This window comes from Staphylococcus sp. GDY8P131P (assembly GCF_017891975.1).
In the GTDB taxonomy this organism is placed as follows: domain Bacteria; phylum Bacillota; class Bacilli; order Staphylococcales; family Staphylococcaceae; genus Staphylococcus; species Staphylococcus nepalensis.
This window is the reverse complement of the sequence record NZ_JAESKF010000002.1, coordinates 440,658-465,198: the sequence shown is the minus strand read 5'-3', so window position 1 is coordinate 465,198 and position 24,541 is coordinate 440,658. Positions and strand designations below refer to the sequence as shown.

Annotated in this window: 22 protein-coding genes, 1 pseudogene and 1 riboswitch; of the genes and pseudogenes, 11 read left to right on the top strand and 12 right to left on the bottom strand. The window is 33.6% G+C overall.

All coding sequences use genetic code 11. From position 1 onward, the window contains the following. Positions 1 to 54: 54 nt before the first annotated feature. From KA894_RS02860 to KA894_RS02850, 3 genes are read right to left on the bottom strand one after another with little or no spacing between them, the layout of a single operon-like run. Positions 55 to 534 carry a cytochrome P450 gene (locus tag KA894_RS02860; RefSeq protein WP_119488090.1) on the bottom strand — a complete coding sequence of 160 codons (480 nt, stop codon included), beginning with the start codon at positions 532 to 534 and terminating at the stop codon, positions 55 to 57. A gap of 21 nt (positions 535 to 555) precedes the next feature. Then, complete coding sequence (locus KA894_RS02855) at positions 556 to 900, bottom strand: cytochrome P450 family protein (RefSeq protein ID WP_115342172.1); 345 nt, start codon at positions 898 to 900, stop codon at positions 556 to 558. After that, entirely contained in the window at positions 863 to 1,300 is a 438-nt protein-coding gene (locus KA894_RS02850) for a cytochrome P450 family protein (RefSeq protein ID WP_115342171.1), read from the bottom strand. Before KA894_RS02850 ends, KA894_RS02855 begins: the two co-directional genes overlap by 38 nt. Positions 1,301 to 1,607: 307 nt before the next feature. Between KA894_RS02850 and KA894_RS02845 the strand changes: the two genes are divergently transcribed. Beyond that, positions 1,608 to 2,315, top strand: a complete 708-nt coding sequence (locus KA894_RS02845; RefSeq protein ID WP_096809803.1) for a peroxiredoxin — start codon at positions 1,608 to 1,610, stop codon at positions 2,313 to 2,315. Between the two features lie 244 nt (positions 2,316 to 2,559). On the opposite strand, the pseudogene KA894_RS02840 reads toward KA894_RS02845, so the two are convergent. From KA894_RS02840 to KA894_RS02830, 3 genes and pseudogenes are all read right to left on the bottom strand, one after another. Next, a pseudogene (locus KA894_RS02840) lies at positions 2,560 to 4,287 on the bottom strand (solute:sodium symporter family transporter). 367 nt (positions 4,288 to 4,654) lie between these two features. Further along, positions 4,655 to 5,404, bottom strand: coding sequence for a MerR family transcriptional regulator (locus KA894_RS02835; protein ID WP_107643908.1), 750 nt, complete (start codon positions 5,402 to 5,404; stop codon positions 4,655 to 4,657). A 271-nt stretch (positions 5,405 to 5,675) separates the two neighbouring features. Then, a complete protein-coding gene (locus tag KA894_RS02830; RefSeq protein ID WP_103373431.1) occupies positions 5,676 to 6,023 on the bottom strand; it encodes a hypothetical protein in 348 nt (115 codons plus the stop codon). 263 nt (positions 6,024 to 6,286) lie between these two features. On the opposite strand from KA894_RS02830, the gene pepF reads away from it, so the two are divergent. Continuing rightward, a complete protein-coding gene (gene pepF, locus KA894_RS02825) occupies positions 6,287 to 8,095 on the top strand; it encodes an oligoendopeptidase F (RefSeq protein ID WP_119488091.1) in 1,809 nt (602 codons plus the stop codon). 118 nt (positions 8,096 to 8,213) lie between these two features. Here pepF and phoU read toward each other — a convergent pair whose 3' ends face one another. The 6 genes from phoU to KA894_RS02795 all read right to left on the bottom strand — a co-directional run bounded on the left by phoU (position 8,214) and on the right by KA894_RS02795 (position 14,035). After that, the gene (gene phoU, locus KA894_RS02820) at positions 8,214 to 8,858 is read right to left on the bottom strand and encodes a phosphate signaling complex protein PhoU (RefSeq protein WP_115342170.1); all 645 of its coding nucleotides are present in this window, start codon (positions 8,856 to 8,858) and stop codon (positions 8,214 to 8,216) included. A 7-nt stretch (positions 8,859 to 8,865) separates the two neighbouring features. Then, on the bottom strand, positions 8,866 to 9,741 hold the full coding sequence (gene pstB, locus KA894_RS02815; protein WP_096809796.1) for a phosphate ABC transporter ATP-binding protein PstB: 876 nt from the start codon (positions 9,739 to 9,741) through the stop codon (positions 8,866 to 8,868). A gap of 96 nt (positions 9,742 to 9,837) precedes the next feature. Continuing rightward, positions 9,838 to 10,749: a phosphate ABC transporter permease PstA gene (gene pstA / locus KA894_RS02810; protein ID WP_103373433.1), complete on the bottom strand. Its 912-nt coding sequence runs from the start codon at positions 10,747 to 10,749 to the stop codon at positions 9,838 to 9,840. A gap of 1 nt (position 10,750) precedes the next feature. Continuing rightward, positions 10,751 to 11,680 (bottom strand): phosphate ABC transporter permease subunit PstC, encoded by a 930-nt coding sequence (pstC, locus tag KA894_RS02805; RefSeq protein WP_096823805.1) that lies wholly within the window; start codon positions 11,678 to 11,680, stop codon positions 10,751 to 10,753. A 196-nt stretch (positions 11,681 to 11,876) separates the two neighbouring features. Then, positions 11,877 to 12,821: a PstS family phosphate ABC transporter substrate-binding protein gene (locus tag KA894_RS02800; RefSeq protein ID WP_096809793.1), complete on the bottom strand. Its 945-nt coding sequence runs from the start codon at positions 12,819 to 12,821 to the stop codon at positions 11,877 to 11,879. Positions 12,822 to 13,123: 302 nt separating this feature from the next. Next, positions 13,124 to 14,035, bottom strand: coding sequence for a CvfB family protein (locus KA894_RS02795; protein WP_103373434.1), 912 nt, complete (start codon positions 14,033 to 14,035; stop codon positions 13,124 to 13,126). A 144-nt stretch (positions 14,036 to 14,179) separates the two neighbouring features. Between KA894_RS02795 and KA894_RS02790 the strand changes: the two genes are divergently transcribed. The 9 genes from KA894_RS02790 (at position 14,180) to KA894_RS02750 (ending at position 24,541) form a co-directional block, all read left to right on the top strand. Continuing rightward, positions 14,180 to 15,784: an ABC-F family ATP-binding cassette domain-containing protein gene (locus KA894_RS02790; RefSeq protein WP_107643904.1), complete on the top strand. Its 1,605-nt coding sequence runs from the start codon at positions 14,180 to 14,182 to the stop codon at positions 15,782 to 15,784. Positions 15,785 to 16,217: 433 nt separating this feature from the next. Beyond that, positions 16,218 to 17,048 (top strand): aldo/keto reductase, encoded by an 831-nt coding sequence (locus KA894_RS02785; RefSeq protein ID WP_096809790.1) that lies wholly within the window; start codon positions 16,218 to 16,220, stop codon positions 17,046 to 17,048. Positions 17,049 to 17,235: 187 nt separating this feature from the next. After that, positions 17,236 to 17,414: riboswitch (Lysine riboswitch) on the top strand. Between the two features lie 87 nt (positions 17,415 to 17,501). Further along, positions 17,502 to 18,704, top strand: coding sequence for an aspartate kinase (locus tag KA894_RS02780; protein ID WP_096809788.1), 1,203 nt, complete (start codon positions 17,502 to 17,504; stop codon positions 18,702 to 18,704). Between the two features lie 54 nt (positions 18,705 to 18,758). Further along, positions 18,759 to 19,748 (top strand): aspartate-semialdehyde dehydrogenase, encoded by a 990-nt coding sequence (locus tag KA894_RS02775; protein WP_096809786.1) that lies wholly within the window; start codon positions 18,759 to 18,761, stop codon positions 19,746 to 19,748. A gap of 1 nt (position 19,749) precedes the next feature. Continuing rightward, positions 19,750 to 20,637: a 4-hydroxy-tetrahydrodipicolinate synthase gene (gene dapA, locus KA894_RS02770; RefSeq protein ID WP_096809784.1), complete on the top strand. Its 888-nt coding sequence runs from the start codon at positions 19,750 to 19,752 to the stop codon at positions 20,635 to 20,637. Then, complete coding sequence (gene dapB / locus KA894_RS02765) at positions 20,634 to 21,356, top strand: 4-hydroxy-tetrahydrodipicolinate reductase (protein WP_115342167.1); 723 nt, start codon at positions 20,634 to 20,636, stop codon at positions 21,354 to 21,356. Before dapA ends, dapB begins: the two co-directional genes overlap by 4 nt. 22 nt (positions 21,357 to 21,378) lie before the next feature. Beyond that, the gene (gene dapD, locus KA894_RS02760; RefSeq protein WP_103373469.1) at positions 21,379 to 22,098 is read left to right on the top strand and encodes a 2,3,4,5-tetrahydropyridine-2,6-dicarboxylate N-acetyltransferase; all 720 of its coding nucleotides are present in this window, start codon (positions 21,379 to 21,381) and stop codon (positions 22,096 to 22,098) included. A 215-nt stretch (positions 22,099 to 22,313) separates the two neighbouring features. Continuing rightward, positions 22,314 to 23,468 (top strand): amidohydrolase, encoded by a 1,155-nt coding sequence (locus KA894_RS02755; protein WP_119488160.1) that lies wholly within the window; start codon positions 22,314 to 22,316, stop codon positions 23,466 to 23,468. Beyond that, positions 23,468 to 24,541, top strand: a complete 1,074-nt coding sequence (locus KA894_RS02750; RefSeq protein ID WP_103373468.1) for an alanine racemase — start codon at positions 23,468 to 23,470, stop codon at positions 24,539 to 24,541. The genes KA894_RS02755 and KA894_RS02750 overlap by 1 nt, the downstream gene beginning before the upstream one ends.

Here is a 24,541-nt window from a genome sequence, read left to right as displayed (position 1 = left end):
AATATATCGTTTTCGAAAAGTCAATGTATCCGTTTATTAAAAATTAATTAAGTTTTATAAATAATGGATGTTATTAATCGTAAAACCGTCACTAGGCACAGCTGGAATATCATTAAAATTAAAATCAAAGTTTTGTTCGGGTACGTCATAACTAATATATTTAATTAGATAGTGAATTGTAGCTTTCATCATAGACATTGTGACAAATTCTCCAGCACAACGATGTCTAAAATCATAATTACCTCCAACTTGCGGTATAAAATTAAATGGTGTTTGTTTCCAATTAATGAATCTTTCTGGTAGGAACGTTTCTGGTTGAGACCAGTCTTTTGGATGTCTGTTTGTTCCATATAAATCCAAAAGCGTTAGCGTGGCTTTTTTTAATTTAAAGCCTTCGTATTCAAAATCTTTTTGTACTCTCGCTACTGCGAAAGGGAAAAACGGATAATATCTTCTTGTTTCTTGTAAGAACATTTCTATATATTGATTACCCCCATTTTGTAATTGTTTTGCTGCTTCAGGAAATTGATGCATCCCTAACCCTATATTAGTTACCTAAACAGACACAGCTATCATAGGTCTTAATAAGTTTAAAATTTCAACAGCGACTACTTTTTCTTCAAGTAGTTCGTTATTTATATCCAAGTGCCAAGTAAATTGATATAAAGCACTGTTTTTACATGGGTTTAAACGAGCTAATCTAGTGTCATGAATTATATCTTTTATCCATGTTTCTGCATTTGTTCGCGCCCTTCTACTTTTCCAATGTTGTAATCCGACAGATGCCGCGTTTTCGAATAATTTAGATAATTGTTCAGCCCTTTTATCGATTTCATTTTCTTTTAAAGGGATTCCTGTCCATTCACAAGCTGTTTGTAAAAAAACTTTTTGAAGCTTCATACATATTAATGTTTTCTGATTCTGAAATATGATTAAAATATTTTTTCCAGTGTTTATGAATTGAGGTGCTTATTTCCTGCATCGCGTTATCGTTCATTAATCGCATAAACATATTTTTTCTTTGGCGATGCGCTGCTCCATCGAGACATTGAACGCCACCTTGCCCAAAAAGTGTTTTCTGGATTCTGATAGGCGCAGCATCACTTCTTTTGAATAAGTGGCTGTCATAAAATAGTTCTGCACCTTTACTTCCACTTAGGCAATATACTTTTTCGCCTAACAATTTTGTTTCAAATATATTCGTATTTAGTCTTTCGCTTCTATTAATTATAAAATAGTAACCTTCATTTAATAAACTTAAAGTGTGATCTAAACCGTGCTCTTTAGGTATCTTTTTCATTCTATATCCCCTTTCCACATCTGTTATTACCTTATATGTAAATTTAAAACAGCGACACACGGCAATATAAATTTTTTATCGTTTTAATTTAGAAAATCTATTTCGTTAATTTTTTTAAATGTTTAATGACATAATGCTTGGGAATAAAAGTAAAAAAGTGAATTTCAGAATTTTTTAAATTCATTACGAAAAAAATAAATGGTTTACTCACTCATCCTTAGTTTAAGTAGAAATTTAGTTTGTTTAAATCTAGGTTTCACATTATTCACTTTTGATTAAAACTTTATAAATACACGAGGTGGTATCAATGGCTTTTGAAACGAACGATTATCAAAAAATGAACAGTATGCCGTATGTTGGTGAACAAGCGCCTCATTTTAACGCGAATTCGACTCAAGGAAATATATCTTTAGACGATTATAAGGGTAAATGGTTTATTCTATTTGCACATCCTTCTGATTTTGACCCGGTTTCTACTTCAGAATTTGTAGCTTTACAAGTTGCTTCTTCAAAATTAAGAGAACTGAACGTTGAAGTTGTGGGTATTAGCGTAGATAATATAACTTCACATGTAGCGTGGTTAAATAGTATAGAAGAAACTTTCGATACACAAATAGAATTTCCTTTAATCGCTGATTTAAATAAACAAATATCAACAGACTACGGCATGTTATCTAAAGAAAGTAACGGTTCAGAAACTTCAAGAGTTATTTTTATTATTGATGAAGATTCTGTGGTACGTTCAGTTATAGATTATCCGGCTACTATAGGCCGTAATATAAATGAAATACTACGTGTAATCAAAGCTTTAAAAACAACAGATAAAACAGAACATGTTACACCTGCAAATTGGGAAACAGGAGATAAAATATTAGCTCCCTCTCCAAGTATTATTAAGGATGCTAAAAACCGAATGGAGAACCCAGATTACGAGTGCAAGAATTGGTATTATTGTGAAAAGGATAGTGACGATCATTCAAAAAGTATTTATAATGCTTTTTTACAAGATAAGTAATTTAAGTGTCTAACGTATAAATTTCAAAATTCAGCCCCCAAAAGGTTTCTAATTAAAGAAATTTTGGGGGCACGTTTTATGCCAATATTTTGTAGCAATTTGCTTTCTTGTCATGAACATGGATTGAGGCTGTAATCTTAAGAGAGATGCTATTTTGCAGATGTATGGTAATCAATACTATAATTACATGTTATGCTCATAAATGTTCACTACAAAATAAGACATTGTCTTATTTTAATTGGGTTTATTTGCTTAAGTATTTTCTTTTCCATGATTGCACAGCAATTAAAGATGCTATCAAAGTAGCGATTACCAACACTAATGTAAAAGGCCAAAACCAGATGGATACGATGCCATCTTCTATAGCTAAGCCGATTTTAGAAAATAAAGTAAAAGTAAAAATCATAGTGCTTACTAAACAAATTGAAACCGGTGTTGCATATTTCCACGGCGTAAGATCTACCCTAGACTTATTTATAAAAACAAAGGGTTGTTTTAGTGGTTTGAATCTGCCCATAACTAATAAAAATATAATTTCTGCTAGGAAAAGCGCGCCTTGAATATGAATGAAATTAATGGGAAGCGTCACATTAAGAAAAGTTGGCATCCCCCACATCAAAAAATAATAAATAAATACATGAGAGATTATAACTATTTTAGCCCCAATAGCAGGGACGCGTTTAGAAAATATACCGATTAACACAATTGCAATAATTGGTATATTAAAGAAACCTGTAAATTCTCTAATTACTGTCCATAAACCATCAGGTGCATAAATTAAAAGTGGAGATATAAAGAATGTAATCAATGATAAAGTAATACCGAACCATTGGCTAACCCTTATCATTTGTTGATCATTAGCTTTTTTGTTAAAAATAACTTTGTAAATGTCATAAGTAAACATAGTGGCAGCACTGTTTAATAGTGAATTAAAACTCGAAAATACTGCACCTAGTAATACTGCTAAAAAGAATCCATTTAAAAATTTAGGAAAAACATCATTAATTAATGTTGGATACGCCAAGTCCATGGTTTTTAAATTAGAACCGTATAAATGAAATGCAATAACACCAGGCACCATCATTAAAAATGGAACTAAAATTTTCAAAAAACCAGTAAATAAAGCGCCTTTCTGACCTTCAGCAAGATTTTTAGCCCCTAACGTTCGCTGAATGACATATTGATTTGTACCCCAATAAAATAGGTTTGCAAATATCATACCCGTGAAAATGGTTCCAAAAGGGACGCCGTCTTCTTTCGAGCCAATCGAATTTAATTTTTCTGGGTGGTCTGTAATGACCGTCTTTATACCAACTAAGAAATCCCCGCTTCCTAACGTGATGAATCCTAATATAGGCACGATTAACCCAACGATAAGTAAGCCAATGCCATTAATCGTGTCGGAAATAGCAACTGCACGTAAGCCGCCAAAAATTGCATACATAGATCCTATTATTCCTATTACCCAAACGGATAACCACATAGATTGTTCAAAGGTGATACCTAACATAGAAGGTATATCAAAAAATTGTAATACAGCGATAGCACCCGAATATAAAATAGAAGGTATCGTCACTAGACCATAACCAAGCATAAATAGCATCACAACAAGCAGTCTTGTGCCTTGGTCAAAACGATCGTTTAAAAATTCTGGAAGTGTAGTAAACGCTCCTTTCAAATAGCGTGGTAAAAGTATAAGTGATAAAATAATAACTGAAAAACCTGCTGTCACTTCCCACGCCATATTAGTTAAATTAGCGTTATATGCTTGTCCATTCAGCCCAATTAATTGCTCAGCAGATAAATTTGTAAGTACTAATGAACCAGCTATAAAACTGCCTGTTAACGTTCTACCTGCCAAAAAATAACCAGTAGAATCATTAACTTTATTTTTTGTTTTGTAATAAGCATATCAAGCAACTAATGCCATAAACCCAGCGCAAGAAAAAAGCGTAAATAGCGTTCCACTCATAAAATCCCCCTTTTTAATATATAAATGCCATATCGTTATTTATATATTCACCATTTGCCTTTCTTTATAACATAATTATATTTTAACCAGCCTCTTTTTAAGGGTTTGCTTTATATATTCTATGTTGTTAGTTATTTGGTTTTACATTTTCAAGAAAAAGATAAATGGATTGGAGCATCTCACTTGAATCAAATGCACATATAAGTCCCACTCACTCAATCAATTGAGAAGCGGGACTTTATGTTTTGATTCAAGTTGTCTATAGCCAATATGACATTTAAAGATAAAACTTGGTTTTTGTCGCAAACGCTGCACGCTATTTTATCAGTCTAAAGTCTTGGTTGTACACTTGGTTTGAAATTGTTTATTACTGACAGTTTTCTACATAAATATCTATAGCTTCTTTAATCAATTGGGCAGTGCCTTTGCCGAATTGGTCGATATTTTTAGTGAATCTCGCATCAGCCACGTACATATCCCCTAAACTTTTAAATACTTCCAATGTATAATTATAGTCGATATTTGAATTTAAATAGTTGTACCATTTTTGTACATTTGCTTGTACTTCTTTTGATCCTGGCGATTGTGTTCTAAGTTCTGAAAACTTTTTAAAAATTTGGTTCATTGCTTCCGATTTAGCATTTTTTTCTTTGACTGACCAAGAATTAATACGATTATTAGCTTTATCTACAATTTTCTCGCCCCATTTTTCACGTGCTTCTTTATCATATTTCGTTTTATTAAAGTCAAAGCCTTTAAATTTCTCTTCATTTGTCATTGATAATTCTCCTTTCAGATGTAGTAATGTTTGATCAATCGTTTGTATCATTTGGTCAATACCATTTCTTTTTTCTATTAGCATTTTTTTATGCATTTTTAACGCTGCTTGCTGATCAAATGATGGATTATCGAGCATTGTTTTAATCTTTTTTAAAGGAAAATCAAGTTCTCTGAAAAACAAGATTTGTTGTAGCTTATCTAAATCGCCCTCAGAATATAATCTATAACCTGATTCAGATATGCTTGTAGGATTTAATAAGTTAATACTGTCGTAGTAATGTAATGTACGCACACTAATACCAACTAAATCGGCCAGCCCTTTAACTGTCATTTCCATTTACTTAACCTCCTCATAGCTTAACTATAATGTCTTACGTAACGTTAAGGTCAATACGAAATGCTTTCTTTTTATTCATTAGCATTCTCAATAATAAATAGTAAAACGCGAGATAGAAATCTTAGTTTTAAAAGGCTTCTATCTCGCGAGATTCATAAGCGGTTAACATTTGAACCGAAAAAAGGATATAATTCCAAACATTAATTCGATCACTTATCGTTAATATATACTTAAAGCTGAGATAACAATTGGTACCCCAGCTTTTTACAAATTATCTACTTTTATATTCTTCTGTATCGTTTTCTGGCGTAATACCACGTTTACGCATTTCTTTTATCGCTTTCTTTTCACGACGTTTGCGCCTAAAGTCACGTGTAAAGTACCATATTAAAAAGCTCATAATTAAACTTAACACTGCCATAAACGCAGCAAAACCTAACAACGGTTCATATGTAATATTTTCAAAATTAGGTATTAAAAATGCAGCAATAGCCAAGACAATAAATGTTAAAATTGCTGCCGAAAACCATTTGTTCAAAACAAGCGTACAGAATAATGTAACCACTACAACAGCTACTAAAGAAATCCACAAAAAATTAGGCAAATCAAAAATCGTCATTTATAGCGCTCCTCATATCATTCGACATATATTGTCATCATAACAATCTAATTATACTAAAAGAAAACCTATTTATATTCAGTCCTGAGTAGTATAACTTTATATTAAAATATTGGCATAGTCACGTCAATTGTCAATGTTTTAAATACAGTTACATTCATTAACATACTTCCGGTTTGTTTATAAACTAACAATTGTATTTTCTAAGGTGCTTTCATGTATAATTAATATTAAATTAAGTGTATATGAAGAGGAGTGATTAAATGGCTGAAATACTACCATTTAGAAATGAAGTCCCTTCTGAAAAGACCTGGGACATTACAGCTTTATTTAATTCAGATGAAGCTTTTTATCAAACTTTAAACGAAACGATTACATTAGCGAAAAACTTTAATGAAACCTATGTATATCGTTTAAATCAACCTGACACAATTGAGGAAGCGTTAGACGCCTATTCAAACATACTTATCCAATTAGATAGAATGGCTAATTACGCTGAATTGAGATTAAGTGTAGATACAACGAACGAACAAGCACAATCGTTAAGTTCTAAATTTTCAAATTCTTACGGCAAAATTGCTAGTGAATTATCTTTTGTAGAGTCAGAAATATTAATACTTTCTAATGATGTTTTAAATGATTATATTGCAACATCAAAATATCCACATTTTTTACAAAAATTAAAAGAGAAAAAAGCTTATCAACTTAGCCCAGAAGTCGAAAAGACATTAGCCAGTTTATCACCTGTATTTGAACGTCCTTTTGAATTATATGGTATCACTAAAATGCTAGATATTGACTTCGAGTCGTTTGAACATAATGGTCATACATATCCATTAGATTACGCCACGTTTGAGAATGAATATGAAGATCATCCCAATGAAGCATTCCGAAGAATTAGCTTTAAAAAATTTAGCGATGCGTTGAATAAGTATCAACATACCACTGCTGCTACTTATAATATGCAAGTTCAACAAGAAAAAATAGAAGCAGATTTACGTGGTTATGATTCTGTCATAGATTATTTATTGCAAGATCAAGAAGTAACTAGAGATATGTTTGATCGTCAAATTGATGTGATTATGAGTGATTTAGCACCTATCATGCAAAAATATGCGAAATTAATTAAACGTGTTCACGGATTAGAGGTCATGCATTTTGAAGATTTAAAAGTATCTATAGACCCTGATTATGAGCCAGATATTTCAATTGAAGATTCTAAAGAATATATTTATGGTGCATTAAATGTGTTAGGTAAAGATTATTTAAAAATGGTTGAAACAGCTTATCAAGATAGATGGATAGATTTTGCGCAAAATAAAGGTAAAGATACTGGCGCTTATTGTGCAAGCCCATATACTACACATTCATATGTATTTATTTCATGGACTGGTAAAATGACCGAAACATTTGTTTTAGCGCATGAATTAGGACACGCTGGGCATTTTACATTAGCGCAAAGCCATCAAAATTATTTAGAGTCAGAACCATCAATGTATTTTGTAGAAGCACCTTCAACTATGAACGAAATGTTGATGGCTAACTATCTATTCAAAAATAGTAATGACGCTAAATTTAAACGATGGGTTATTGGTTCTATTGTCTCTAGAACATATTATCATAATATGGTAACACATTTATTAGAAGCTGCGTATCAACGTGAAGTGTATAAAAAAGTGGATGACGGCGAATCATTAACTGCTCCATTGCTAAACCAAATTATGTTAGACGTTTATTCACAATTCTTTGGAGATAGTGTTAAATTTACTAAAGGTGCAGAATTAACATGGATGAGACAGCCGCATTACTATATGGGATTATATTCATATACTTATTCAGCAGGCTTAACGATTGGTACAGTCATGTCACAACGTATCCAAAAGGAAGGTCAACCTGCCGTTGATGATTGGCTAAATACATTGAAGGCTGGTGGAAGTACATCACCTGTAGAATTAGCTCAAATAGCTGGCATTGACATAACCACTGATCAGCCATTAAAAGCTACAATTGGCTATATAGGTAAGCTAGTTGACGACTTGGAACAACTGACGGATGAGATAGAATTTGAATAGCAACTGTTAATATATGTAAAAGATACAGTATATACAAAAAGCACAATGACGATTTTAAGTGTGGGTTTCCAAACAAAGTATTGGAACTTACTTAATCCGTGCCATTGTGCTTTTTTGTTTAATCGTATGATTCATAGCGTTTGCCTGTTATAAAATAAAAAATACTCTCTGCTATATTACTGATGTGGTCACCGATACGCTCTAAATGTCTGGCAGCTAAATGAGCTTGTCCTGCGACAAAAGGATCGTTGTCTATTAAATACGTTGTATTAACGATGTGTTTGTACAAATCATCAATGTCTTTATCTCTTTCAATGATTTCTTTAATCAACGTAACGTCATCTTTTTTGATTGCCTCATCGAGGTCTTTGAGCATAAGTAATGCAAGTTTGCCCATTGTATTTAATCTTGTCAGTACAAACTGATCGATAATCTTAGCACGTAGCCTAATTTCTGCAATGTTAGCTGCATTATCACCAATACGTTCAAAATCAGAAGCGATTTTTAAAGCTGCCATCATCAATCTTAAATCAGTCGCAATAGGTTGTTGTTTCGTAATCAACATGATGACTTTTTCATTTATGTCGGTTTCTAATGCGTTAATATTTTTGTCATTAGCTATAGTTTGTCGTGCATAGTTTCTATCTTCTTCGCTTAACGACTTTAATCCATATTCGATATTATAATATACACGGAGGCCAAGTCGACGTAAATCCTTAATCAATGCCTTTAATTGACCTTCGTATTTTTGCCTAATCGCCATATATTGATTACCCGAAGCGTCCAGAGATATAATCTTCAGTTTGTTTATCAGAAGGATTAGAGAAGATTTTATCAGTGTCGTCATATTCATTTACATAACCGTTAAGGAAGAATGCTGTTTTGTCAGAAACACGTGCTGCTTGTTGCATATTGTGTGTAACAATAATAATTGAATATTTTTCTTTGAGCTCTTGTACGAGTTCTTCTACTTTTAAAGTTGAAATTGGATCTAACGCAGAAGTTGGCTCATCCATTAATATTACATCAGGTTCGATGGCTAAAGTACGTGCTATACAAACACGTTGTTGTTGCCCACCTGATAAACTATAAGCGTTCGTATCTAACCGATCTTTTAATTCATCCCATATTGCCGCGCCACGTAAAGATTTTTCTACGATTTCATCAAGTACTTTTTTGTTTTTAATACCGTGTATTTTTGGTCCGTAAGTGATATTATCATAGATTGATTTTGGAAAAGGATTTGGTTGTTGGAATACCATGCCGACGTTCGTTCTCAATTTTTCAACTGAATATTTATCGTCAAAGATGTTTTGATCACGGTAGATAATTTTACCTGCTGTTTTAACAGAGGGTACGAGTTCGACCATCCTATTTAATGTTTTAATATAAGTTGATTTACCACAACCTGACGGGCCAATAATAGCAGTTACATTATTTTCTAAGATATCCAGGTTAATATTTTTTAAAGCATGATTATCGCCATACCATAAATCTAAATTTTTAGTAGAATAAATAATTTTTTTCTCCCTATCAGGTGTTTTATTAGCTTTTAGCTCTGTATCTAGTGTTGTAATAGGTGTTGCATTTTGAGCTGCATGTGTTTCTAATTCTGATTTTTCTTTTTTAATTGTTTCTTTAGCCATAATTAAAAACTCCTTTTATTGACTATTTATAAATTAAATATGATTAATCTTTCCCCAAAAATAGTCATTACCTTTAAATTGAATTTTGAAATAACTTTAATATTTTTTGCTGTATTTATTTCTTAAGAAAATTGCAATTGCATTCATTAATAATAGAATAACAAGTAGGACAATAATACCGGCAGATGCCACATTTTGGAATTCATCTTGAGGTAATTTAGCCCAATTATAGATTGCCATTGGTAGCGCTTGGAATTGGTCGAAAACACTGGATGGTAAGCTTAACAATACAGTTGGTATACCAATTAATATTAGTGGTGCTGTTTCACCTAATGCGCGTGATAATGCCAAAATAAAACCTGTTAAAATACCAGGAATTGCTGCTGGTAAAACGACTCTACGAATCGTTTGCCATTTATTTCCACCTAAACCATATGAGGCTTCCCTAACTGGACTCGGTACAGACCTAATTGCTTCTTGGCTCGCAACGATAATAACAGGCAATATAAGCAGTGACATGGTTAAGGCTGCTGCTAATACAGAATTACTTAAAGCAAGTGCCTCAATCCCCATGCCCCTAACGAATATTGTTAGTCCTAATAAACCAAATACGACAGAAGGCACACCAGCTAAATTTGAAATACATACTTTAATGAAACTAGTTAAAGCGTTATCTTTAGCATATTCTTCTAAATAAATTGCTGTGCCAACGCCTAAAATAATTGAAATAGGAATAATTGTAACCATTAACCATATCGTCCCTATTAATGCACCTTTTATGCCAGCCATTGATGGCGTAGAAGATGAAAAGCTAGTGAAAAATGAAGGTGTTAAATGACCAGCACCTTTAATTAAAGTATCTATAATTAACGCAGCTAAAAATAGTAAACCAATCATCGTACATGCGAAAAATGCCCATTTATTTAATTTATTTGTAGTTAATCGACTAGAAAGTTTCTTTTCAATTGTCTGTTGATTAACAAGTGTTTTCGTTTTTGTCTCAGCCATTTTAATACTCCTCTCTAAAGCGTTTCGTGATCCATTGTGAGATTAAGTTCATCACGAGGGTGAATAGGAATAAAGTAAAACCAACAGCGTAGATACTGTAATAAATATCTGAGCCGAATGTAGCATCGCCTGTAGCAACTTGTACGATATATCCAGTCATTGTTTGAATTGAACCGGTTAAATCTAATGAAGAAGTCGGTGTACTACCTGCGGCTAGTGATACAATCATTGTTTCACCTATTGCACGAGAAATGGCTAAGACAATAGATGCCATAATACCTGAAGTTGCTGCTGGTAAGACTACTTTTATTGCAACTTCAAACTTTGTTGCGCCTAAACCAAGTGCGCCTTCTCTCATTTTGTTTGGAACAGATGACATCGCATCCTCACTCATACTAGAAATTAAAGGGATAATCATAACACCGACTACAATCCCAGGGCTGACAGAGTTGAAACTGCCTAATTCAGGGAAGATACTTCTTAGTACAGGTGTAACAAATGTAAGTGCAAAGAAACCAAATACAATTGTTGGAATTCCTGATAAGATTTCTAAAATAGGTTTGATTATTTTTCTAACCCTAGTAGATGCATATTCACTTAGATATAATGCTGCGCCTAAACCGATTGGTACCGCAACAAATGTGGCAATAGCCGTAATTTTAAGTGTGCCTAAGATTAATGCCCATATCCCATATTGTGGCGTTGAAGAGAATGGGTTCCAATCTTTAGTAAATAAAAATTCAGTTATAGGTACGCGTGTAAAAAATGTTATTGTTTCAGTTAATAATGTGACAATAATACCAACTGTCGCTAATATTGAAAAAATAGCGATGATGCCTAAAATGATTGGCACAATTTTATCGCTAATCCCTTTTTTCTTAGCGTTATTTTGAGCAATCATTTCACTAACAGAGATTTTCTGATTAGTCATTTTAATACCCTTCTTTCTTATAGACTCCCAATATTAAAACAAAGGTTAGGATTGTTCTTCATCTTAAACATCAGGGGCATTTCACTAGATGATTAAATATGATGAATTGAACTTGAAGGTGAGTGACAAAATGATGCAGTTGCTATCACTTTGTCCCCCACTTTCTGAATCCCAACCTTAAAAATTGTTAATAAGTTTATTCTTCTTTTTTGTCGCTATCTTTACCAATAATGTCGTTTAACTTGCTTTCTTGATCTTTGTAATCTTTATCAGGTAATGCAACAAATCCTGCACTCTCAGCTGATTTACCTTTATCTTCAATTATAAATTTCATGAAGTCTTGGAATCCTTTATTATCTTTTAATTTTTTCTCGTTTGTGTAGATGTAAAGTGGTCTACTTAATGCATATGAGCCATCTTGGATTGTTTTCTTAGTTGGCTCAGTAAGATTATCGTCTTCATCTTTGATTTTAACTTCTTTTAGTTTGTCTTTATTTTGTGTATAGAAATTATAACCAAAGTAACCGATACCTTCGTTGTTTTTCTCCACAGATTGAACGATCACGTTTGTATCAGCATTTTTCTCAGCTTTAATATCTCCTTTATCCATAATTTCTTCGCTAAAGAAATCATATGTTCCGTGAGACTGGTCAGGAGAAAATGCTTTAATTTCTTTGTCTGGCCACTCTGAGTTTACATCTTCCCAAGTTTTAGCTTCACCAGAGTAAATGTCTTTTAATTGTTCTTTAGTCAGTTCGTCTACAAAGTCATTTTCTTTATTGACTGCGATTGTTACGCCATCTTGCGCAATTTTGAATTCATCATATTTAATACCTTTGTCGTCTAATTTTTTCTTTTCTTCATCTTTTATAGGTCTAGACGCATTTGAGAAATCAGTGTTACCTGCGATGAATTTTTCAAATCCGCCGCCAGTTCCTGAAGTACCGTTTGAAACTGTAACATCTGAATTATCTTTTGCGAACTTTTCATTTAATTTTTCAATGATTGGACCTACTGTTGATGAACCGTCGCCTTTGACTTCTCCGCCTTCTTCGCCTGAACCGCTATTTCCACCGCCACAAGCACCTAATAAAAGTGAAGCACCAACTACTGTGGTACCAAATAATTGCCATTTTTTCATTGAAACATCCTCCTAATAAATAACCCAAAAGTTATATGTATTTATTACACTGCTAATACTACAGGTTATTTGTTAAATACAAGTGGATTTAGTGTAAAAGTTATGTTAAGAATTCATTGACTTCATTTACAAAATTCACATACCCTCTTATGATCAATAGTGCTTTTCCTATAAACATTAATACAACTGCATTCTTGCATGTGATAAATTAATTAGAATTCGTAATATGAAAAAATCCCATATAACACAATTATTTGTGTTATATGGGAAGATATAAAAAGTGCTCAAATATTATTTTTTAACTATAGAGAAAACTCGTCTTCGACTCTGCTCCATCCTTTTTTAGTTAATGCTATTTTACCAGTTTCAATTGTAATAATTTGATTTTTATATAAATGGCCAATGGCGCGTTTAAATGCAGCTTTACTCATGTTAAATACTTCCTTTATTGCTTCAGGGCTTGATTTATCCCAAAACGGCAGCTCTCCTTCATATTCAACTAATAGGTTAAAGATGTGTTGGCCATCTTCGTCAAGTCTCTCGTGTGCGAGTGGTAAAAATGATCCATTAAGTTCACCTTTTTCATTATGACCAATGATTCGGACTTCTACGTTTTCACCCAAACGTGGTTCTGATTTACGTTCAGATTCGTGTACGAATATTTTGTAGCCATCTTTTGAAAGTAAAAAACTCCCAATTCTTAATACTCTATATGGTCGAGCTTCAATCACTTTATTTTGCATTTCATCGTTGTATACGGGTGTGTACATTGATTCTACAATCGTTTCTGTTGCTAAACGTGCGAACATATTATTTTCACTGTCAATACGCAACGTTACTAACACCTCGTCACCTTGAATGGGCCATACATCTTTTACTTTTGGCAGGTCAATCCAAGGTATTAATACTTCTCTAGGCAAACCGACATCAACATGTGCACCATCGCGATCTGTTTTTAATACTTTTACAAAGTCATATTTACTAGTGGTAATATCAGGCATATTTTGTGTAGCAAATAATGCCCCTGATCTATTTGGATAAATAAAGAAACTATATTCTTCGCCTACGATTAATTCATCTTCTTCATTCACTTCGGATTGATTGAGTTTAACTTCTTCTTTATTCGGTCCTTGTAACTTGTAAGTAGATCCTTCTAATCCAATAACTTCAAGAAACTCTATGGAACCTACAATATTTTTCTCGTCTTGGGCCATACTGTTCTCCTTCGTACTTAAATTTATTCTTATTTATTATAACATGGTATAAAGAAACAAGCATCATCACATTGAGAATGGTCGAAACTCCTGGATAATTGTGTTATAATTTGTCCGTTAGATTATCGAAAAAGGAGCAAATGCATGTTACAAGTTACTGATGTGAGTTTACGATTTGGCGATCGTAAACTATTCGAAGATGTAAATATTAAATTTACAGAAGGCAATTGTTATGGTTTGATTGGAGCGAACGGTTCTGGGAAATCAACGTTTCTAAAAATTTTATCTGGTGAATTGGATGCGCAATCTGGTCATGTTTCTATGGGGAAAAATGAACGTTTAGCAATTTTAAAACAGGATCACTTTGCATACGAAAATGAACGTGTTATTGATGTGGTAATTAAAGGTCATGAACGTTTATACGAAGTTATGAAAGAAAAAGATGAAATTTATATGAAACCAGATTTCAGTGATGAAGACGGAATTAGAGCAGCGGAATTAGAAGGCGAATTTGCTGAAATGGATGGTTGGAACGCTGAAGCAGACGCGGGCTCCCTGCTTTCTGGTTTAGGCGTCTCTGCAGATTTACAAGATAAAAAGATGTCTGAATTAGAAAACAATCAAAAAGTAAAAGTCCTTTTGGCCCAAAGTTTATTTGGTAAGCCAGACGTCCTTCTACTTGATGAGCCTACAAACGGTTTAGATATTCCAGCTATTAGTTGGTTAGAAGATTTCTTAATCAACTTTGAAAATACAGTTATCGTAGTATCACACGATAGACACTTCTTAAATAATGTGTGTACGCATATTGCTGACTTAGATTATGGAAAAATAAAAGTTTACGTTGGTAACTATGATTTTTGGTATCAATCAAGTCAATTAGCTATGAGAATGGCTCAAGAACAAAACAAGAAAAAAGAAGAAAAAATTAAAGAATTGCAAGATTTCGTTGCTCGTTTCTCTGCGAACGCATCTAAATCTAAACAAGCAACAAGTCGTAAAAAACAATTAGAAAAAATTGAACTAGATGATATTCAACCTTCCTCACGTCGTTATCCATACGTAAAATTTACGCCGGAACGTGAAATTGGTAATGATTTATTGTTTGTTGAGAATGTATCGAAAACAATTGACGGTGTAAAAGTGTTAGATAACATTTCATTTACAATGTACCCTAATGATAAAGCCGTATTAATTGGAGATAGTGAATTTGCTAAAACAACGTTGCTTAAAATCTTAGCTGGTGAAATGGAACCAGATGAAGGTACAGTTAAATGGGGAGTGACGACTTCACGTAGTTATTTCCCTAAAGATAATTCTGAATACTTCGAAGGTGTAGACATGAATCTTGTTGACTGGTTACGTCAATATGCGCCTGAAGACGAACAAACTGAAACATTCCTACGTGGCTTTTTAGGACGCATGTTATTTAGCGGTGAAGAAGTTAAGAAAAAAGCGAGTGTTTTATCAGGTGGCGAAAAAGTGCGCTGCATGTTAAGTAAAATGATGTTATCAAGTGCTAACGTGTTATTGCTCGATGAGCCTACTAACCACTTAGACTTAGAAAGTATTACAGCGGTAAATGATGGTTTGAAAAATTTCAAAGGTTCTATGATATTCACATCTTATGACTTTGAGTTTATCAATACAATTGCTAACCGTGTGATTGACTTAAACCCTGCTGGTGGATTGTCTAAAGAAATCTCATATGAAGCTTATCTACAAGAAACAGGCGTTTTAAGTAAATAATAAATAGCGTTTATAAAGATTAGAGGCTGAGATATCTATTGATATTTCAGCCTATTTAATATCATATTGGCAATAGCTATTTGAATTGAACTTGTAAAGCGTCAACGCTTCAGAGAGCTACGACTTCATTCAATTTATGAAGATGATTAGACATTATAAGCCTTCTTTTGAATTTACTAACACTTATACATAGTCCTTACTTCAAGTAATTGACTTAAACCTAATAGTGCTTATGCAATATCCTTGTTTTTTGTATTTTTACTATCCATCTTAACGAGAGCGCCAATAAACGCTGCTTGGAAAAACGCAAACACCCTCCCCTTTTATGTTTTATGATGCAAGATAAGCTTCTATGCTCAGGCTGATTACTATGAATAAGTTATTTTGAATTATATAATTCAAAATAACTATACAATGATGGAGGTATTTATAAATGGAACAGTTAAATATGCTTGATGGGCAAATTATTCCTCAAATAGGTTTCGGTACATATAAACTGAACGGTATGCAAGGCGCGCATGCGATTGTAAGTGCGTTAGACCAAGGTTACCGTTTATTAGATACAGCATATAATTATGAAAATGAAGGCACTGTTGGTAAGGCTATTGAAATGAGTAATGTACCGCGAGATCAAATCATTATAACTTCCAAATTACCAGGTCGTTATCAAGATTATGATGCTTCGCTTACTGCAATACAGGAGTCAATATACCGTTTGGGCGTCGAGTATTTGGATTTATATTTAATCCATTGGCCAAATCCGAAACAAGGTAAATATATTGAAGCTTGGCAAGCTATGATTGATGCCCAAAAAGCTGGTTTAGTCAAATCAATTGGTGTCTGTAACTTTTTACCTGAACATATTGAAACACTAGAAAAGGAAACTGGCGTTTTACCAGTCATAAATCAAATTGAGTTACATCCTTATTTCAATCAACGAGAAATGGTTAAGTATAATGCATCAAAAGGCATTGTCACTCAAGCGTGGAGTCCGTTGGGCCGTGCGTCGAATGTTATCAATGATGAAAAGATTACCGAAATTGCTGATAAACATAATAAAACCATACCTCAGGTTATATTAAAATGGCATATACAAAACGGCGTGGTCCCTATTCCAAAATCTACCTCGGTAGCCAGACAATTTCAAAATATTGATATTTTTGATTTTTATTTAGATAGCGATGATTTAGAGAAAATAGATACGCTTACGCGAGAAGATGGTAGACGTAAAGACCAAGATCCTGCTGTATATGAGGAATTTTAAGTTTTTGCTTAATCTTTATATTATTAACGTATAAAAACTTCATATTAAAAAATAGATACATTTACACTTATAAAGTAAAACGTGTGTAAAATAGTTTAATTTTTCAGTAAATTATAAAAACTTTGTAAAAGCGGTTTACAGTACATATAACCGTATGTATAATATGAGTCATAAACAAAAATTAAATAAGTTTTGATGAGGCGCATCAATCATTAGTAAATTTTAGAAGAACCTGTCTGCTAGCAGCTAATTTTGAAAGGGTGAGATGCCGAAACAGTTATAATAGCAGCTTATAACAAGTTGGACTTTATGGTTAAGAGCTAAGAGTCTGTCATTATTTTAAAATAATGGAGTGCATCACTTGTATATAAATTATAGAACAGGTTCGCATTCCGGACTTGTTCTTTTTTATATCATTGTGATTCTCCCCTATTAAATGAGGAGGATATAGAATTGGGAAGAAGTGTTTTGAAATTTGGAGGTTCTTCGGTAAGTGATTTTACAAAAATAAAAAATATAGCCGGAATGTTACAAACGAGAGTTGAAAATGGTGAACAACTCATTGTTGTAGTTAGCGCAATGGGTAAAACCACTGATGAACTCATGGCTAATGTTTCAACGCTTACAACTACACCAAAAGATCAAGAACTCGCATTGTTACTAACTACTGGTGAACAGCAAACCGTATCATATTTATCAATGGTATTAAATGATATTGGCGTCAATGCTAAAGCGATGACAGGTTACCAAGCTGGTATTAAAACAGTTGGCCATCATTTAAAAAGTCGTATTGCAGAAATTGATCCCATCACATTTGAACATGCTTTTGAAAGTAATGATGTATTAGTAATCGCAGGGTTCCAAGGTATCAATGATGAGTTTGAAGTAACGACATTAGGTCGCGGGGGATCAGATACCACGGCTGTCGCTTTAGCTGCTAGTAATCAAACAACCTGTGAAATATATACAGACGTAGACGGCGTATACGCTACTGATCCTAGAGTCTACAGAGACGCAAGGCGACTTGAATACGTTTCGTATGAAGAAATGATGGAAATGAGTGCTTTAGGTGCTGGTGTACTTGAAACAAGAAGTGTTGAACTAGCAAACAATTATAATATCCCCCTATATTTAGGAAGAACTTTATCAAATGTGAAAGGAACATGGATTATGTCACAAGCAGAATTATTAGAAAAAAAAGCAGTTACGGGTGTTGCCTTAGATACACATATGATGCACGTTACTATTAGCCATCCCCTGCCAGATAACAGACTATTAACAGATTTATTTAATCATTTAGAGAATGAATCTGTTAATGTTGATATGATTTCTCAAATAATAAATTTGGAAGGATTGCAAATGTCGTTTACGATTAAAGACACAGATGCAATTCAAATCACACGTATTTTAGAATCATTAAAAGAAAAATTTAATGCGTTAGACTTCAAGATTAATGAAGCATACGTTAAACTTTCATTAATTGGTTCTGGTATGCGTGATATGTCTGGTGTTGCTTCAAAAGCGTTTATCACACTGATCGAAAACGGTATTACCTTTTATCAAACGACAACATCAGAAATTAGTATTTCATGTGTTATAGATTCTGAAAATGGTGAACGTGCCGTTCAAGCACTATACGAAACATTTGATATCTGAATTTTCTTAATATAATCAATTTTAATAAAATAATGAAAATGGAGTGTATGAGATATGACAAAATTAGCAATCGCGGGCGCAACTGGTTTAGTAGGAAGAAAAATGTTAGAAACAATCAATCGCAAAGGCATTTCATTTGATGAATTAGTACTATTTTCATCTGCGCGTTCTGCTGGTGAGAAAATTGAATTTCAAGGCAGCACATATACAGTTAGAGAATTAACAGAAGAAGCTGCAACAGAACATTATGATTATGTGTTAATGAGCGCTGGTGGTAGTACAAGTGCGCATTTCTCCCCTATTTTTGAAAAAGCTGGTGCAATTGTTATTGATAACTCTAGTCATTGGAGAATGGTAGAAGATATTGATTTAATTGTACCTGAAGTTAATGAGCCAATCTTAAATAGAAAAATTATAGCAAATCCAAACTGTTCAACGATTCAATCTGTTGTACCTTTGAAATTATTACAAGAAGCATTTGGATTACAACGCGTAGCATATACAACTTATCAAGCAGTTTCAGGTTCAGGAGTTAAAGGAAGACAAGATTTATCTGAAGGTGCAAATGGTAAAGAACCAGAAGCATATCCGCATCCTATTTATAATAATGTGTTACCACATATTGACACTTTTCTTGAAGACGGGTATACAAAAGAAGAACAAAAAATGATTGATGAAACAAGAAAAATTTTAAAAGATGATGATTTAAAAGTAACAGCGACTTGCGTCCGTGTGCCTGTTCAAGATAGTCACAGTGTGCATATGAGCGTTACGCTAGAAAAAGAAGCTTCAGTACAAGCAATTCAACAACTCTTTGAAAATGATCAACGTGTAGTACTTATTGATAATCCAGAACAGAATGAATACCCATTAGCGATTCACTCTACAGGTAAAGATGAGATATTTGTTGGTAGAATTCGTCGCGACGATTCATTAGACAATACTTTCCATGTTTGGTGTACTTCTGACAACTTATTGAAAGGCGCGGCTTTAAATGCAGTACAAGTGCTTGACCAAGTTATGAGCTTGAAAGGAGTAAAATAATATGGGACATATATTTGAAGGTGTAGGTGTCGCTTTAACAACACCATTTACACATAATGAAATAGACTTAAATGCACTGAGAAGACATTTAAAATATTTATTAGAAAACGATGCAAAATGTATTGTGGTTAATGGCACTACAGCTGAGAATCCAACGTTAACAGACGAAGAAAAAGACCAAGTCTTAGAAGTAGTTGTGAATTATGTAAATGGCCAAGTACCAGTTATTGCTGGTACAGGTACAAACAATACTGAAAAGTCTATACAAGCTTCAGTACGTGCTAGAGAAATTGGTGCAGATGGTATTATGCTTATCACGCCATACTATAATAAAACGAATCAACGCGGTTTAATTGAACACTTTACTACTATTGCTAATGCAGTGAAATTACCAGTCATTTTATATAATGTACCATCACGTACAAATATGACGATTAATCCTGAAACGGTTGAAACTTTGAGTGATAATGAATATATTGTAGCCTTAAAAGACGCTACTAATGATTTTGAATATATGGACGAACTAAAAAAACGTTTAGATCTAAATCATTTTGCTTTATATAGTGGAAATGACGATAATGTCGTTGACTATTTTGATAAAGGTGGTCACGGTGTTATTTCAGTAGCTTCAAATGTAATACCAAACGCATTCCAATCATTATATAATGCTAAGCAAAAGGGAGAAGATATTGAAGTACAATTTCACCCTATTCAAACATTATTAGACGCTTTAGCAATTGATGTTAACCCTATTCCAATTAAGGCCCTCACTGCAGTTGAAGGTTTTGGTAATTATGAAGTACGCCTTCCGCTAGTGAAATTACAAGATGCTGAGCGTGAAACATTAGAACAAGCATATGAACAATTTAAAGCAGGTGACCAAGCATGAAAATCATTTTAATAGGTTATGGTGCCATGAATCAACGCGTGGCCAGATTAGCCGAAGAAAAGGGACATGAAGTTGAAGGTGTAATTGTACGTGATTCATCAAAAACGTATCCTTACCCGACTTTTGAACGTATTTCAGACGCTAAGGATGCAGATGTTGCAATTGATTTCTCAAATCCAGAGTTATTGTTACCATTATTAGATGATGAATTTAAACTACCATTGGTAATTGCAACAACCGGGGAAAAAGAGGAAATCGTTGAAAAATTAAAAGAACTTAGCAGTAAAATGCCAGTATTTTTCAGTGCGAATATGAGTTACGGTGTCCATGCGCTAACTAAAATTTTAGAAGCGGCTGTCCCACTACTTCAAGATTTCGACATTGAACTTACAGAAGCACACCACAATAAGAAAGTAGATGCACCTAGTGGCACATTAGTGAAATTATACGATGTGATCGAGTCATTACGCGATAAAACGACGCCTGTGTATGATAGACATGAAACAAATGCAAAACGTACACAAGATGAAATTGGTATACATTCGGTCCGAGGTGGAACTATTGTGGGGCAACATGATGTTTTATTTGCGGGAACGGATGAAACAATTGAAATCACGCATCGTGCTCAATCAAAAGATATATTTGCTAATGGATCAATAGGCGCAGCAGAAAAATTAATTCATAAATCAAATGATTTTTACACATTTGATAATTTATAATCACTAAGGAGAGAATTAAATTATGGTACAACATTTAACGGCAGAAGAGATTATTCAATATATAAGTGATGCAAAGAAATCGACACCCCTTAAAGTTTATGTGAATGGGCAGTTTGACAATGTAACCTTCCCTGAAAGTTTTAAAGTTTTTGGCGGTTCTGATTCAAAGGTTATCTTTTGTGAAGCGGATGATTGGAAACAGTTTTATGAAAATAATCAATCGAGTATTGATGAATTAGAAATTGAAATGGATCGTCGTAACTCAGCTATCCCATTGAAAGACTTAACAAATACGAATGCACGTATAGAACCCGGTGCATTTATCCGTGAACAAGCTATTATTGAAGATGGTGCAGTTATTATGATGGGTGCGACTATCAATATTGGCGCAGTTGTTGGCGAAGGTACTATGGTAGATATGAATGCTACACTTGGTGGTCGTGCTACTACTGGTAAAAATGTTCATGTTGGTGCTGGTGCAGTATTAGCTGGTGTAATTGAACCACCAAGTGCCTCACCAGTTATAATTGAAGATGATGTGCTTATCGGTGCGAATGCAGTTATTTTGGAAGGTGTTCGTGTTGGTAAAGGATCAATCGTTGCAGCCGGTGCAATTGTGACCCAAGAAGTACCAGCTGGTTCGGTAGTTGCAGGCACACCAGCTAAAGTCATTAAACAAACAAGTGAAGTAGAAGATTCAAAACGTGAAATTGTTTCAGCTTTAAGAAAATTAAATGATTAATAATTGATTTAAATGATAAATAGAAGCTGAAATTAAAATATTTATATAGGAGGTTTATGACGAAATAACATCTAATGATTGATAGACGCATTAATTTATATGTATATATCAATTTATGATGTTCGTCTAACCTCCTCTTTTTTATACATAAAAGTTTAGACGTTGATTTAGTTTTATGTTTAAACAAATTAATAAACTAGAAGGATTTGATTTTAATGAATGAGTTAGAATTTGTAACAACACATAGACGTCATTTGCATCAACATCCAGAATTAAGCCTACAAGAATTTGAAACGACAGACTATATCGCAGCATTTTTAGATAATCTTAGCGTTGAGTATAAGCGCCCTCTTGATACGGGATTAATTGCATACCTTCCAGGTAATGGAAAACATACAATTGCTTATCGCGCAGATATAGATGCGTTACCTATTTTTGAAGAAAATGATGTTCCCTATCGAAGTTTAACTGATAATGTGATGCACGCGTGCGGCCATGATGGACATACAACTGTGTTAATGTTATTTGTTAAACGATGTAAAGCTATGGCAGATCAAGGGACATTGCCTCAAAATATCGTTTTTATTTTCCAACCAGCTGAAGAAACCGGCGGCGGCGCAAACCGTTTAATTCGTGCAGGTGCGTTTGAAAATTACCCTATAGAAGCAGTGTTTGGTATCCATGTTATGCCGTTTGAAGACGAAGGCCATGTTGTAATTCGAGATGAAGAAATTACGGCAAGTGCGACCGAATATCGCTTTTACTTAACTGGCCTGTCTAGCCACGTAGCGGATAAAGAGCAAGGTTATTCAGCTGGAGAAGCCTTACAACATGTATTAAGTCAAGTCGGTCAAATACAGCAATTCCATTTAAATGGATTAAAAAGAAATATTGTGCATATGGGACGCTTTGTAGCTGGAGAAGCGATCAATACAGTGCCAAGTAACGGATATTTAGAAGGTACGATAAGAACTTATGATATCAATGATTTAGAATCAGTTAAACAACAAATGAAGACGATTGCTGAAAGTGTCAAATTATTGTTTAATGTAGAATGTGAAGTGAAGTTTGAAGAAGGCTATCCACCTACATATAATGCGCCAAAACTACGCAAGCATGTTGAACATGGCTTAGAAAATGCTGGTTTTACAATTATTGATAAACCGACACCGTATTTATTTGGTGAAGATTTTAGTTTTTATAGTCAACTTGCTCCAAGTTATTTTGTATTTGTTGGTGTGCGAGACGTGTCGAAAGGATATGTAACTGGGTTGCATACCGCTCATTTAAACTTTAATGAATATATGTTGATTAAGATTGCAGATTATTATGAAGCTATTTTAAAATCTTATGGCGAGGTGGAAGCATAATGACAGCAATTTGGTCTGTAGACACTGAAAGATTTTATAATAATGCGCTAAAAGTAATTCAAAATAATCAACTTATGGCAGTTGTAAAAAACAATGCTTATCATTATGGATTGGAATTTGCAGTTAATCAATTTTTAGAAGCAGGCATCAATACGTTTAGTACAACTTCTTTAAGAGAAGCTATACGTATACGACAATTAGCGCCAAACGCAACTATATTTTTAATGAATGCTGTATATGAATTTGATAAAGTACGTGATAACCAAATTCAAATGACATTGCCATCTTTAGCATTTTATTATCAGCATTTAGAAGATTTAAAAGGTATTGAAGTTCATTTAGAATATGAAAATTTATTACATCGCTCTGGTTTGAAAACCATTGATGAAATAAGAGAAGTACTCATTCACCATCGTAATGATAAAAGTAATGAGAAAGTGCACATTACAGGTTTATGGACGCATTTTGGTTATGCAGATGAATTTGACGTGCCTGAATATGATATAGAACGTAAAGCGTGGTTAAAGGTTGTTAAAAACTTGTTAGATGAAGGTTATCAATTTGATATGATACATGCGCAAAATAGTGCAAGTTATTATAGAGAACATGGTGTTTTTGAAAATCATACACACGCTCGTGTGGGTATAGCATTATACGGTTCAAGACCTTATGCTACAATTGATGAAAAATCCATTGAACAAGCTTTGACTGTAAAAGGCAATGTCATTCAAGTACGTGAAGTAAATGAAGGTGATTATTGTGGTTACAGCTTTGCATTTGAAGCTACGCACAATCATACACAATTAGCAGTAGTTGATATTGGCTATGGAGATGGTATCCTTAAATCGAGGGCCAAACATGAGGCGCTTATCAATGGCAAACGTTATCCCATTCGTGCACTGATGATGAGTCATATGTTTGTTGAAGTAGATCATCATGTTCATGCACAGGATGAAGTATTATTATATAATAATGATATTCGCATTGATGAATTTACGTTTAAAGGTGTTGGCGCGAATTCTGAACAGTTAAGCGCAATGAATCATGACTCACTAATAAAGGAGTATAGATAA